The sequence below is a fragment of the Candidatus Binatia bacterium genome (genome assembly GCA_029243485.1).
In the GTDB taxonomy this organism is placed as follows: Bacteria; Desulfobacterota; Binatia; order UBA12015; family UBA12015; genus VGTG01.
Genome location: JAQWRY010000027.1, coordinates 1 through 13,445, shown reverse-complemented (window position 1 = coordinate 13,445; position 13,445 = coordinate 1). Strand labels below are relative to the sequence as shown.

The following is a 13,445-nucleotide window of genomic DNA, read 5'->3' as shown; positions in this document are numbered from 1 at the left end:
CCGAGCGCCTCGGCCATGGCTGGCACACCGCCCTCTGAATGTCCGCTGCCCTTCGCGCCGCCGGGGTAGGTCGAAAGCCCGTCGATCTGCGTGAGATCCAGTCCCGCGTCGGCGACGGCCGCGCGAGACGCGTCAGCTGCGAGGCTCAGGGGATCTCGCTCGAGGCGCCGGCCGACCGCGGAGATGCCGACGCCGGTCAACGCGACCTTCGATTCGAATTTTTCGGCGGTCACTCGCGTTGCGACCGGGGCACGCGGTGGTTCGGGCCACTCGGATACGGTACGAGCCGGCTCTCCCGTTGGGGTAAAGAGCGGCAGCCAGATGTCCTCGTGCTGCTCGAAGCGAGTTTCGACGGGGAGTCCGATCTCTACGGCCTCGGGCTCCGTGTCGACGACGAGCGTCGTGAGTCGCACGAGTGGGTCTTCGTCGATCGCGACCAGCGCCACGACGTAGGGGGGTGCCAAGTCCGGAAGCCATTGCTGATGGTTCACGGTGAACCCAACGACGGTCCCGCGTCCCGAGACGTCGTGCACTTCGAGTTGGCCGCCGCAGGTCGGGCAGCCGGGTTGCGGCGGATGGACGAACCGCTCACACGGGCCGCAATGCTGGAAACGAAGCACGCCTTCGGCGCCGCTCGTCCAGAAGAACTCGTTCTCGGGTGTTCGCTCGGGGAGGGGTCTCATCGGTGCCTCGCGTTTCCTATCCGGTCGCCGCAGCCGCCGATTCGTTCGTCGGTAGCTGTACAGCGGGCGCGCAATGCGCCAAGACGGGTTCGATGAAGAGAAAGCAGCGACGTGGTCGGAAGATTGCGATGACTCCCGAAGAGCTGGATGGCTACCTGCGCTCGGCCCGCACCTGTCGCGTGGCCACGGTCGGTCCCGGCGGTGCGCCGCACGTCTCGCCCCTCTGGTTCGTCTGGGACGGGGAGGCGCTCTGGCTGAACTCGATCATCAAGAGCCAGCGCTGGATCGACATCGACCGCGACGCGCGCCTCGGGGTCGTGATCGACGGTGGAGAGGAGTTCTTCGAGCTTCACGGTGTCGAGTTGTCGGGCACGGCGGCCGTCGTTGGGGACGTGCCGCGCACGGCCGAGGCGAATCCGGACGTGGCGGAGGCGGAGCTGCTCTTCGGCGACAAGTACTCGGGCGGGACCTTCTACCCCGACGGACGACACGCGTGGCTTCGCGTGACGCCCGAGAAAATCGTCAGCTGGGACTACCGGAAGATCGGGAAGGGCTGAAGGCGCTCGCTCGGGACTCACGTCCGCCCACGGAACCGGTCGATGTTGGCGCGGAGATCTTCCGTGTCGAAGGATTCCGACTCGGCCGACATGGCGAAGTCGATCGTCGCCAAAACCGCGTGCTCCATGTGGAGATTCAGCACGCGCTTGGTCGCCTCCACCGCCTGCTGGGGCAGAGCCGCGATCTTCGTCGCAGCGGCAATCGCTGCGTCCAGCACCTCGCCGTCGGGGCATACGTGATTCGCCAGACCGATCTCAGCGGCTCGCGTTGCTCGGATCTTGTCGCCGGTGAACGCGAACTCCTTCGCCAGGAGGAGGCTCGTGTGCAGCGGCCAGGTGATCGGACCGCCGTCGGCGGCAACGAGTCCGACGTTGACGTGCGGATCGGCCAGGTAGGCGGACTCGGCCATGTAGACCACGTCCGAGAGCGCGATCACGCTGCACCCGAGGCCGACCGCGGCGCCGTTCACGGCGGCGACGACGGGGATCCGGCAACGCATCATGTTGATGACGAGTTCGCGGCCCTCGGCGATCACGTCGCGGCGCAAGGTGCGGTCCTTCGCCATGCGGTCGAGCAGGTCGAAGTCGCCCCCCGCGGAGAACGCGCGGCCTTCGCCGGTGATCACGGCGACGCGCGCGCCCGCGTCGGCGCTCAGCTGTGGGAAGAGGCGAGTCAGTCCGCCGTGCAGCTCGTCGTTGATGGCGTTGAGCTGCTCCGGCCGGTTGAGCCGCACGATGCGCAGCGGGCCGTCCTCTTCGATCCGTACGACGTCGGGGAGATCGTAGGTCATCTCGGCTTCCTTTCTCGAATTCGCGTCACGCGGTTGGCAAGTTGAGGATTCGTGTAGCGATGATGTTCTTCTGGATCTGCGACGTGCCGCCCATGACGCTTTGGGCGCGGCTGTAGAGATAGACCTTCAGCGCTTCGTCTTCGGTGTCGAGGGCCGCTCGTGGTCCTGAAACCGACAATGCGGCCGCGCCGACTGACTGCTCGACCCACGTCATCAGTAGCTTGTCGATCGATCCACCCGGGCCGTGGTCGATGCCGTCGAGGCGCTCGGAGAGCCGTCGGCAGACGTGTCGTCGGAGCATTTCGACCTGCACATGGGCCCACGCCACGGCTTCTCGTTGATCCGGGCGGAACGCGTGGGGATCGTCGTGTACCGTCTGCTTGAGTCTGTTCACCGTTTTCGCGTAGCGCGCCACGTATCCGAGTTCGCCCGGCTCGCGTTCATGGCTGACGATCGTCATCGCCACCCGCCACCCCTCGCCGGGCTCGCCGATCATGTGGGCGACGGGCACGCGGGCCCCGTCGAACGTCACCTGCCCGAACTCCTTCGTGGTGCCATTGATCATTTTGAGTGGACGCCGCTCGATGCCTGGTTGTTCCATGGAGATCGCGAATGCCGAGATGCCCTTGTGCTTCGGCACGTCGGCGTCCGTGCGGGCGAGGAGGAAGCACCAGTCGGCAACGTCGGAGTAGCTCGTCCAAATCTTGCGCCCGTCGACGACGAAGTCGTCGCCGTCGAGCGTCGCGGTAGTGCGGAGTGCGGCCAGATCGGAGCCGGCGTCCGGCTCGCTGAAGCCCTGACACCAGCGGTCCTTGCCGCTGATCAGGGCGGGGAGGAATCGGTCCTTGATCTCCTCAGTGCCGTGGGTCGAGATGCCCTGCACGAGGTAGCCGAGGCTGGGGCGCGGTGGCGCCCCCGCGGCGGCGACCTCGTCGTCGACGATGACGTCGAACACGGTTGGTAGCTCGTGTCCGCCGTACCGCTTTGGCCAGGAGAGGCCGAAGAAGCCGGCATTGTAGAGTGTGGTGTGCCATTCCGCCTGTCGAGCCCAGTACTCGTCGTCGGTCGACGAGGAGCGGAACCCGGGGTTGTTGTCCGCGAGCCAGGCGCGCAGGCGCGACCGGAACTCCGCTTCAGCGGGGGAATCGCGATAGTCCACTATACCGCCTCCAGGCCGTCGGGCCCGAGCTCGAGCAGCTGCGAGCCGTCGTCGCCGAACCACTGCCGGGACAGCAATGCACGTCGCAGGTACACATGGACGATGCAGTCCCATGTGTTCCCGATCCCGCCGTGGACCTGCACCGCGGTTTCGCACACCGTTTGTGCGGCGCGCGCGCAGTATGCTTTGGCGACGCGGCCCGCGGCGCGGGCGTCTTCCGGAGCTAGATCGTCGACGGCCCAGGCCGCGTGAAGTGCGATGCTCAGCGAACCCTCCATCAGGCATCGCGCTTCCGCGAGGAGGTGCTGCACCGCTTGGAAGGATCCGACGGAGACGCCGTACTGTTTGCGCTGGGACGCGTAGTCCACCGTGACGTCGAGAACGCCCCGCATGACTCCAACGAGATCGGCGCTGGTGAGCGCGAGGCCGAGTGCTGTCCACGCCGCGAGGTCGTCGCTGCCGAGGGCCTGTCCTCCCGCGGTCGACTTCACAGGTGTGCCAGCAGGTACGACCAGAACCGCGCGGGTGAGATCGGCGCCGTCGCCCGAGGCGCGTGGGCCGTCGAGGGGAACGCGGCCGAGCCGAAAGTCGTTTCCGTCGGGGACGAAGACCCAGGCGCTCGAGAACCCGTCGCCGCCGTCAATGGCGTGCAGCGGTTCTGTCGTGGTCGGTCCGGATACGACCGCGGGAGCCGACAGTGAAGGCGAGTACGCGACGAGTGTGTCTTCGAAGTTCGGCGCGTGGGCGCGGCGCGCGAGGTCGGCGGCGAGCACAGGGCCGGCGAAGGCGAGGTCCGCCACGTGAGAACCAAGAGCTTCCGCGACGATCCCCGCTTCGACGCTCCCCGCGAACGGTTGCCCCGCGCCGTCGTCACTGCGCAACTGGAGCCAGCCCGCCTCGCGCGCCGCTTGGGTCAGTCGGGTCGCACGCGTCGCGTCCCCGAGGCTCGATACGTTCTGTGGGCCGAGGTCCCGCGCTAGCCGGCGAGCGGAGCGTCGCAGTTCCGCCTGCTCGGGGCTGTCTCGGGTGTCCACGACGGAAAACTAGTTCTTTCCAAACGAGAATGCAATAATCACTCTATGGATCACGCGAAGCAATGGGCGCCGCGCGCCGTGCCGTCTGCTCTCGAGAGACGTTACGTCGACGGGGGTTGGTGGACCGACGACACCCTCGGCGCCATGGTCGCTCGGTCGCTGGCGGCCAATCCGGCGAAGAAGATCTCTGCGTGGTCCCGCGCCGTGGAATGGCACGGCACCTATGCGGACGTCGATCGCGAGGCGCGCCAACTCATCGCACTGCTCGTCGCGAATGGGGTGCAACCGGGCGAGGCCGTCGCGTTCCAGATCCCGAACTGGCGCGAGGCGATCGCGGCGTTCGTTGGGCTCGCCATGGGTGGCTACGTGCTCGTGCCGATCGTCCACATCTACGGCCGCAAGGAGGTCTCGTTCATCCTCGAGGAGAGTGGCGCGGTCGCGTACCTCTCGCCCCTCTCGTACGGGCACGTGGAGTACGGGGAGATCGTCGATCGAGGCGCGCCGCCCGCGCTTCGCCTGCACGTGGTGGCGCGAGACGGCGGTGAAGCGATGCCGGCCTGTCCCGTGCCGCGCATCGGTTGGACGGATCTCGAGTCAATCCCCCCGGTGGCGGATCTGCCCGCAATCGATCCGCACGTGCCCGCGGTCCTCGCCTACACGTCGGGGACGACAAGCGACCCGAAAGGGGTGATCCACGATCACCGCACACTGCTGAGCGAGCTTCGGCACATGTCGGGGATGATCCTTCGCGATAGCCCGAATCTCATGGGTTCCCCGGTCACGCACGCGACGGGAATGTTGGGTGCGGTGCTGGGTCCGCTCGACGTGGGAAACGACATCCACCTGATCGATCGGTGGGATCCCGGTCATGCTCTCGAGGTCATGCTGCAGGCCGGGATCGGTGGCGGCACCGGCGCGGCTCTGTTCCTGTCGACGCTGCTGGATCATCCCGATTTCACGCCGGCCCACGCCGCGAACATGGGGCGGGTCGGACTCGGGGGTGCACCCATTCCGCCCGCGCTCGGCGAACGCGCGGCGTCGCACGGGATCGCGATCATCCGCGCGTACGGATCGACCGAGCATCCGTCCACGACGGGCGGAAAGTTCGAGGACTCCGCTCGAATTCGCCATTGTACGGATGGGCGCCCGATGGAGAGCGTCGAGCTTCGTCTCGTCGATGAAGACGGGCAGGACGTCGACGTGGGAGTTCCCGGCCAGATCCTGTCGCGTGGCCCGGAACTCTGTCTCGGGTACACCGACCCCGTGTTGAACGCCGCGTTCGACGAGGAGGGGTGGTTCCGCACGGGGGACGTCGGTGTTCTCGACGAGGACGGCTGTTTGACCATCACCGACCGGGTGAAGGACATCATCATCCGGGGAGGTGAGAACGTCTCTGCCGCGGAGGTCGAGGGGGCACTGCAAACGATGTCCGGAGTGGCAGAGGCCGCCGTCGTCGCTGCGCCCGACGAACGGTTGGGTGAGCATGCCTGCGCGGTCATTCGGATGGACGCGAACGTCGAGCCCGTCGACCTCGGGTCGATTCAGGCGCATCTCGAGACGAGTGGCCTCGCGCGCCAGAAGTGGCCCGAGGAGATTCGTATCGTCAGCGACTTTCCTCGCACGGCGGCAGGCAAGATCCGGAAGGTGGACCTTCGCGCTCGACTGCGTGAGGAGGCCGGAACTGGCAAGGGGGCGAGGGGGGCGTGATGGCGGCCCACCGGTCGAGTCCCGAGGTCGTGCCGTATCGAAAGATTGAGGTGACGCCGATGGACGCGGCACTCGGGGCGGAGATCTCCGGTGTCGATCTGTCCGGGGATCTCGACAAGGAGGTCTTCGACGAGATTCGCCGAGCGTGGCTCGAGCATCTCGTGGTGTTCTTTTGTGACCAGCCGCTCGACGACGATCGCTTCCTCGCGTTCGCCCGTCGGATCGGCACGCCGGACCGGTACCCCTTCGTGCGGGGGCTCGACGAGCATCCCGAGATCATTGCCGTCACGAAGCTGCCTCACGAGAAGGTGAACTTCGGCGGCATCTGGCACTCCGACACCGTCTACCTCGAGCAACCGCCGATGGGGACGATGCTGATCGCTCGCGAGATCCCTCCGGCGGGTGGCGACACCCTGTACGCAAACATGTACGTGGCCTACGATGCGCTTTCCCCCGGCATGCAGCGGATGCTCGCACCGCTGAAGGCAGTGAACAGCTCCGCTCTGGCCGACGTCAGCAAGACCCGCGAGGAGCGCATTTGCGGTGCGAGCGACCAAGAGGCGAGTCGCCAGGTGTTCGAAGCAGTGCACCCGGTGGTTCGTACGCACTCGGAGACGGGACGAAAGGCGCTCTACGTCAACGTGGCGCACACGGCCCGGTTCGAGGGCATGACGGAGGAAGAGAGCCGACCGCTTCTCGAGTTTCTGTTCCGCCACCAGGTTCGCGAGGAGTACACCTGCCGGTTCCGTTGGTCGGTCGGCGCGATCGCTTTGTGGGACAATCGCTGCGCGCAGCACAATCCGATGAACGACTACCACGGGTACAAGCGGGTACTTCATCGCATCACGCTTCGAGGAAACCGGCCCGTCTAGGTTCCGGCCGGGCGAGGAAGAGAATCATGTTGAGAACTGTCGTCATTGGAGCCTCGACCGGTCTGGGTCGCTGCATCGGCATTGGCTTGGCGAAGCGCGGTGGTCGCGTCGCGCTTCTCGCCCGAAGCAAGGACAAGCTGGACACCGCTGCCGCCGAAGCGGGCGGCGACGCGCTTGCGATCGCGTGTGACGCGACGGATGAGGCCTCGTGTCGGGAAGGCATCGCAGCCGCGGCAGAAGGGCTCGGCGGCATCGACGCCGTCGTGTACGCGGCCGCCACGGGACCGCTTGTTCGACTCGAAAACGCCGACGCGGAAACATGGCGTCGTGCGTTCGATGTCAACGTAATGGGTGCGTCTCTCGCCACGGCGGCCGCCTTGCCGCACCTCCAGGCGTCGTCGGGGAGAGTGATCTACATCTCGACCATCGGATCTTCGTACACGCCTCCGTGGCCGGGGCTCGCTGTGTATCAGGTGACGAAGGCAGGGCTCGATCGGCTCGTCGAGGCGTGGCACGTCGAGCATCCCACGGTGGGTTTCACGCGTCTGAGCCTCGGCGACTGCGGAGGGGGCGAGGGCGATGCGATGACCCACTTCGCGTCGGGCTGGGACCCGGACCTCGCGACGGAGATGGTGCAGACCTGGGTCACGAGCCAACTGATCACGGGCTCTCTCATCGGCGTCGAGCATCTCGTCGAGGTCGTCGACGGCCTCGTGCGTTCGGGGGGCTCGATCAACATCCCCGCGGTCACGGTGACGCCGAGGCTGCCGCGATCGAGCGATTGATGATCAGCGCGTGACGACCGGAAGGCTGTCCCAGCCACGCACCGTAGACGTGCGGGCCCGGACGGCGCGGTCGAGATCGACGGTCCAATCCGGAAAACGTTTCAGAACCTCCTCGAGCGCCATCTGCGCTTCCAGTCGGGCCAGTGCGGCGCCGAGGCAGAAGTGGATCCCGTACCCGAAGGACAAGTGGTGGTCGAACTGACGGCGCACGTCGAATCGATCTGCGTCCTCGAACTTGCGTTCGTCGCGGTTCGCCGAGGCGTTCAAGAGGAGGATCGTACTGTCCTTGGGCACGGCGGTGCCGTGGTACTCCACGTCTTCGGCGACGAAACGCGCTTGGATGGGCGACGGCGCCTCGTAGCGCAGCACCTCTTCGACGGCGTTGGGTATGAGTGTGGGATCGTTCGCCAAGGCGCGCCGTTGGTCGGGGTTCTCGGACAGAAGTTTGGCCGCCCATCCGATCAGCTTGGTCGTCGTCTCGTTGCCCGCGGCGGCGAGGAGGCCGACGTAGCCGAGAACTTCTTCGCGAGTAAGGCGCCTCCGCACGCCGGTATGATCCTCGAATTCGGCCTGCAGTAGTGCCGTCATCAAGTCGTCCGATGGATTCTTCGCCCGCCAATCGATGTACGTGCTGAACTCCCCTTGGCTGGCCGAGTTCTGAAGTGCGCCGACCTCGAATTCTGGCATCTCGCCGGATTCGAGGCGAAGGCCACTGTCGATCTGGTTGCGGATCTCCTGCTGATCTTCTTCCGGGATGCCGAGCAGCATCCCGATCACACGCATCGGCATCTTGGCGCCGAGGTCGACCACGAAGTCGAAGCCGTCCTGCCCGACGAGGGGATCGAGTGCGTCCGCGCAGAACTTACGCACCTTAGGTTCGAGTTCGAGGATGCGTCGCGGGGTGAACACACGGGACAGCAGTCCGCGGTAGCACTGGTGGCTCGGCGGATCTTCGAAGATCACCATGCCCTTGGGAAGTTGCACGTCGGACTTGATGATCTCGAGCAAGGTTCCACGACCGGACTGCAGGCGCGCGAAGTCCTTGAGGCCAGCTTCCACGTCGTCGAACCGGCTCACGGCGTAGAAGTCGTACTTGTCGTTGTAGTAAAGCGGCCGCTCGTCCCGGAGGCGCTTCCAGACGGGGTAGGGGTCTTCGTCGATTTGGAAGTCGTACGGGTCGTAGTACACGTCGGGCGGCATCAGCACTCCTGTTTTGGCGGAAATGACCTTTCCGTTTTTGGAAAGTAGCCTTGTCACTCCGAGAGATCAATGATACCTCGGCGGTGTCGCATTCGACAGGAGGAGGCAGGCGATCCGATGGCGTATTTTGAGAAGCCCGCGGAGGGTTCTTGGACGCAGCATTATCCCGAGCTCGGGACGGGACCCGTCTCCTATGACGACTCCACGTCGCCCGAGTTCTACGAGCTCGAGCGCAAGGCGATCTTCCGCAAGACGTGGTTGAACGTCGGTCGCGTGGAGCAGCTGCCCAAGGTTGGCAGCTACTTCACGAAGGAGATCGATGCCGCGGGCGCCTCGATCATCGTCGCGCGGTCGGCCAAGGACAAGGTTCGGGCCTTCTACAACATCTGCCGTCACCGCGGGAACAAGCTCGTCTGGGACGAGTTCCCGCAGAAGGAGACGCGGGGTTTCTGTCGCCAGTTCACGTGCAAGTACCACGCGTGGCGCTTCAACCTCGACGGAGAGTGCACCTTCGCTCAGCAGGAGGCGGAGTTCTTCGACTTCGACAAGAAGGACTATGGCCTCGCCGCGGTCCGGGCCGACGTTTGGGAGGGGTTCATCTTCGTGAACTTCGATCCCGAAGACACGACGTCCCTGCAGGACTACATGGGTGGCATCGGGAAGGGCATCGAGGGCTATCCGTTCCAGGAGCTCACGCAGGTCCACAAGTACCGGTCGGAGGTGGGGAGCAACTGGAAGCTCTTCATCGACGCGTTCGCCGAGTTCTATCACGCACCGATCCTGCACGGAGGGCAATACGAGGCTGAGGAGCGGGCCAAGGTGTCCGACGTCGGCTACGAGGCGATCCAGTACGCGCTCGACGGTCCGCACGCCTCCATCTCCTCGTGGGGCGTTATCGCTCCGCCGAAGGATCTGAGCATGGTGAAGCCGATCGAGCGCAAGCTGCGCAGCGGGCTGTTCGGCCCGTGGGAGGCGCCCGACATCGGCATCGACGAGCTCCCGCCCGGCGTGAACCCCACCCGGCACCGGAACTGGGGAATCAATGCGTACCTCTTCTTCCCCAACTTCATGGTCCTCATCTGGAAGCCGAACTGGGTGCTGACGTACCACTACTGGCCGACGTCGTATAATACGCACATCTTCGAAGGGACCTGTTACTTCGCGCCGCCGAAGAACGCGCGGGAGCGGTTGGCCCAGGAGCTCGCGGTCGTTTCGTTCAAGGAGTACGGGCTCCAGGACGCCAACACCCTGGAAGCGACACAGAGAATGCTCGAGTCGGACACGCCGGTGAAGACGTTCCCGCTGAACGACCAGGAGGTCGTCCTGCGACATCTACATCACCAGGCGAACGAGTACGTCACGCGCTACCAGCAGTCGCAGGCCGACGGACGGTCCTGAGCGAGGAAGGAGCTACGCCGATGGCCAACGTATTTCCCGCAGAGTTTGCCGACCTCGAGCCCTACGCCGCTTGGGCAGTCCAGGGCGAAACGGCTCGTTACGAGAAGCGCGTCGCGAGCACGATGGAAGAGCTCCAGGAGTTCTACGACGTTGCCTTCACCCGGATCGACGAAGCCCTCGAGTATCTCGAGCGCTTCGAAGTGAGCGCGCTGTCGGAGGAGGGCAAGCGCCTCCTGTGGCTCTACTGCGCACTCACGACGGTCGCCTTCCCGGTCGAGGCCTGGCGGCAGCCGCGCGTGCCCGACTCCGGGCCGTCGAGCATCAACGCCGTCGTCGAACCTCCGGTCTGAGCCGGGCGCCCCATGCTGACACTCGCGGATCCGCTACGACATGCGGAGGACTGTTCTGCGGACGCGATTGCGATCGTGGACGGCGACTCCCGGTTCACCTTCGGGCAGCTCGTTGGCCGTTGTCGGCGCGTCGCCGCCGCGGTGCGCCGCGACACGCAGCCAGGCGACCGGGTCGCGCTGCTCGCGACCAATGGTCACCGAGCGCTCGAGCTGATCCTGTCGACGCCGGCCGCCGGCCGCGTCGTCGTGCCTTTGAACGGACGGCTCGCCATACCCGAGCTCGCCTATCAGCTCCGCGACGCGGAGCCGCAGCTCCTCGTCACCGACTGGTCGCAGGATCGTGTTCGCGAGCTCGCGAACCTGGCCGGACGCGTTCTTTCGATGGACGACTACGAGGCATGGCTCGGTTCGGAAGAAGACGCGGGGCTCGGCGACGGTGTGAGCCAAGACGATGTCGCCGGTCTGTTCTATACGGGCGGCACGACCGGTGCGGCGAAGGGCGTCATGCTGACGCATGGGAACAAGCTCGCCGATGCACTCCACGTGCTCGCCGCTCTGCATCTCGTACCCGAAGACGCTTGGGTCGTGCTGGGCCCTATGTACCACGCGTCCGGGACGTGGCAGGCCGAGCCCTGCCTGTGGACGGGGGCCCGCCAGATTCTGATCCCCGCCTACGAGCCGGCCCTGGTACTCGATCTCATCGAGCGCGAAGGCGTCACCGTCGCCTTCGGCGTGCCGGCCATGCTCGATACGCTCACGCGGGAGCAGGCGCGCTCGCCGCGCGACGTTTCGAGCCTGAGGCTCATGGGCTACGGGGCCGCACCGGCATCGACGGCGATCCTGCGGCGGTTCCACGAGAGCTTTCCGCGCTGCGAGCTGGTCTCGATGTACGGCGCGACAGAGCTCGCGCCGCTGGGGACGGTTCTCCATCACATGGAGGACCGCCTGGACACGCCGAAGGTTCGTAGTGCCGGACCGGCCGCGGCTGGTGTACGCCTGCGCGTGACGGACCGGGAAGGGCGCGACGTTTCGGTCGGCACGGTGGGCGAGGTGTGCGTGCGCGGCCCGAACGTCATGAAGGGGTATTGGCGCAAACCGGAAGAGACGGCTCGGGCACTACGGGACGGGTGGTACCATTCCGGTGACCTCGGCCGTTTCGACGACGACCACTGCCTGTACCTCGTCGATCGCGCGAAGGACATGATCATCTCGGGCGGCGAGAACGTGTACTCGACCGAGGTCGAAGAAGTTCTGTCGCAGCATCCCGACGTCGTGGAGTGCGCAGTGTTCGGCGTGCCCGACGAGCGTTGGGGGGAGGCGGTTCGCGCGATCGTGGTTTTGCGCGAGGGAGCAGAGGTCGACGCCGAGGCGCTGGGGCAGCACTGTCGCGGCGGGCTCGGAGGCTACAAGGTTCCAAAGCAGATCGAGGTGTCGTCGGAGCCTCTTCCCCGAAGCGCCGCCGGCAAGATCCTGAAGCGGGAGCTCCGAGCGCCGTTCTGGGTCGGCCACGACGAAGCGATCTCGTGACGCGAGCAAACGATCTGAGGAGACCCTGATGGAGTTCATTCAATACGAGTCGAGCGAGCGCGTGGCGACCATCAGCCTGAATCGGCCTGATGCCCGGAACGCCCTGCATCCCCCTTTGCTTCGCGAGCTCGACGAGTCCTTCGATCGTGCCGCCCGGGACGACGACGTTCGCGTCATCATCCTGCGCGCAAACGGGAAGCACTTCTCCTCCGGTCACGATATTTCCCCGGAGGCCGCGGAGGTCTGGACCAAGGAGGTCGACCTCGAGAACAAGGGCCTCGCGGGCCTCTACGCGTGGGAGCGTGAGTACTACCTCGGGTGGACGCGCAAGTGGCGCGACATCCCGAAGCCGACGATCGCGGCCGTCCAGGGAGCCTGTATCGCCGGCGGACTGATGCTCTGCTGGCCGTGTGATCTCATCCTCGCGGCCGACGACGCGAAGTTTTCCGACCCGGTCGCCCGCATGGGGATCGCCGGAGTGGAGTTTCACGGGCACACGTGGGAGGTCGGCGCTCGCAAGGCGAAAGAGCTTCTCTTCACGGGGCGCTACTTCGGCGCAGAGGAAGCCGAGAAGCTCGGCATGGTGAATCGCGTCGTCGAGCGGGAGAAGCTCGACGAGGAGACGCTCGCCCTCGCCCACGAGATCGCGCAGATGCATCCGTTCGCGCTCGCTCAGGCGAAGCGAGCCGTCAATCAGACGCTCGACATCCAGGGGTTCTACAGCTCGCTGCAATCCGCATTCGACATCCACCAGACCGGTCACGGCAATGCGCTGTCGGTGAGCAAGGGGAAGCTGCCCATCCTGATTGGGCTCGACGAAATGAAGAAGGGCGGGAAGCACGTTTAGGACGAGCCGATGACGGCCGTCATGAGGCCGCGTGGGCTGTGAGCTCTCGCCCCGCTTGGGGCGGCCCTTTGTCTGGTGAGGAGCTGGCGACGATGCCAGCGAGCGTGACGGGGAGAAGGCAGTGCCCGAAAAGGAATCCGAAAGCCAAGCACACGACGGGATGTTCGATGCGCCCTACGTCGACGTCGACGAATGGCGCGACACGCCGGTGCACCATCGCTACGTCCACGGCGGCTTCAAAGAGACGGAGACGCGCTTCTCCTTCTACTTCCCCCCGAAGGATCTTTACGACGGGAGGTTCTTCCAACACGTCACGCCGGTCCCCGACAATGAGAACCTCGCGCAGGGGAAAACGGGAGACGAAGACAAGATCGGCTTCTCGGTTTCGAGTGGTGCGTACTTCGTCGAGACGAACGGCGGTGGGGTGTTGCTGACGGGCGGGCCGGGGCGTGCGGTCGATTCCACGATCACCGCGTATCGAGCGAACGCCGCTGCGGCGGACTACTCCCGAACGTTGGCGGCGAAGATGTACGGC

14 protein-coding genes are annotated in these 13,445 nt (G+C 65.7%); 9 read left to right on the top strand and 5 right to left on the bottom strand.

Annotated features, from left to right (window positions below; all coding sequences use genetic code 11):
- A partial coding sequence (locus P8R42_08905) for an OB-fold domain-containing protein (GenBank protein ID MDG2304759.1) occupies positions 1-683 on the bottom strand: 683 nt, incomplete at its 3' end.
- Between the two features lie 92 nt (positions 684-775).
- Here P8R42_08905 and P8R42_08900 point away from each other — a divergent pair.
- On the top strand, positions 776-1,240 hold the full coding sequence (locus P8R42_08900) for a pyridoxamine 5'-phosphate oxidase family protein (protein ID MDG2304758.1): 465 nt from the start codon (positions 776-778) through the stop codon (positions 1,238-1,240).
- 17 nt (positions 1,241-1,257) lie between these two features.
- On the opposite strand, the gene P8R42_08895 is transcribed toward P8R42_08900, so the two are convergent.
- From P8R42_08895 to P8R42_08885, 3 genes are read right to left on the bottom strand one after another with little or no spacing between them, the layout of a single operon-like run.
- Positions 1,258-2,031, bottom strand: a complete 774-nt coding sequence (locus P8R42_08895; protein MDG2304757.1) for an enoyl-CoA hydratase/isomerase family protein — start codon at positions 2,029-2,031, stop codon at positions 1,258-1,260.
- A gap of 25 nt (positions 2,032-2,056) precedes the next feature.
- Complete coding sequence (locus P8R42_08890; protein ID MDG2304756.1) at positions 2,057-3,190, bottom strand: acyl-CoA dehydrogenase family protein; 1,134 nt, start codon at positions 3,188-3,190, stop codon at positions 2,057-2,059.
- Positions 3,190-4,224, bottom strand: coding sequence for an acyl-CoA dehydrogenase family protein (locus tag P8R42_08885; GenBank protein MDG2304755.1), 1,035 nt, complete (start codon positions 4,222-4,224; stop codon positions 3,190-3,192). The genes P8R42_08890 and P8R42_08885 overlap by 1 nt, the downstream gene beginning before the upstream one ends.
- A 45-nt stretch (positions 4,225-4,269) precedes the next feature.
- On the opposite strand from P8R42_08885, the gene P8R42_08880 reads away from it, so the two are divergent.
- Genes P8R42_08880 through P8R42_08870 form a run of 3 tightly spaced genes read left to right on the top strand, consistent with a single transcriptional unit; the run spans position 4,270 to position 7,588 of the window.
- Positions 4,270-5,931: an AMP-binding protein gene (locus P8R42_08880; protein ID MDG2304754.1), complete on the top strand. Its 1,662-nt coding sequence runs from the start codon at positions 4,270-4,272 to the stop codon at positions 5,929-5,931.
- Entirely contained in the window at positions 5,931-6,803 is an 873-nt protein-coding gene (locus P8R42_08875) for a TauD/TfdA family dioxygenase (GenBank protein MDG2304753.1), read from the top strand. The genes P8R42_08880 and P8R42_08875 overlap by 1 nt, the downstream gene beginning before the upstream one ends.
- A 26-nt stretch (positions 6,804-6,829) precedes the next feature.
- On the top strand, positions 6,830-7,588 hold the full coding sequence (locus P8R42_08870; GenBank protein ID MDG2304752.1) for an SDR family NAD(P)-dependent oxidoreductase: 759 nt from the start codon (positions 6,830-6,832) through the stop codon (positions 7,586-7,588).
- A 3-nt stretch (positions 7,589-7,591) separates the two neighbouring features.
- On the opposite strand, the gene P8R42_08865 is transcribed toward P8R42_08870, so the two are convergent.
- On the bottom strand, positions 7,592-8,788 hold the full coding sequence (locus P8R42_08865) for a cytochrome P450 (GenBank protein ID MDG2304751.1): 1,197 nt from the start codon (positions 8,786-8,788) through the stop codon (positions 7,592-7,594).
- Between the two features lie 117 nt (positions 8,789-8,905).
- Between P8R42_08865 and P8R42_08860 the strand changes: the two genes are divergently transcribed.
- The 5 genes from P8R42_08860 to P8R42_08840 form a co-directional block, all read left to right on the top strand.
- A complete protein-coding gene (locus P8R42_08860; protein MDG2304750.1) occupies positions 8,906-10,186 on the top strand; it encodes an aromatic ring-hydroxylating dioxygenase subunit alpha in 1,281 nt (426 codons plus the stop codon).
- Positions 10,187-10,206: 20 nt separating this feature from the next.
- Entirely contained in the window at positions 10,207-10,536 is a 330-nt protein-coding gene (locus P8R42_08855) for a hypothetical protein (GenBank protein MDG2304749.1), read from the top strand.
- Between the two features lie 12 nt (positions 10,537-10,548).
- On the top strand, positions 10,549-12,063 hold the full coding sequence (locus P8R42_08850) for an AMP-binding protein (protein MDG2304748.1): 1,515 nt from the start codon (positions 10,549-10,551) through the stop codon (positions 12,061-12,063).
- 28 nt (positions 12,064-12,091) lie between these two features.
- Complete coding sequence (locus P8R42_08845) at positions 12,092-12,910, top strand: enoyl-CoA hydratase (GenBank protein MDG2304747.1); 819 nt, start codon at positions 12,092-12,094, stop codon at positions 12,908-12,910.
- A gap of 160 nt (positions 12,911-13,070) precedes the next feature.
- The coding region (locus P8R42_08840; GenBank protein ID MDG2304746.1) for a hypothetical protein at positions 13,071-13,445 on the top strand (375 nt) is incomplete at its 3' end.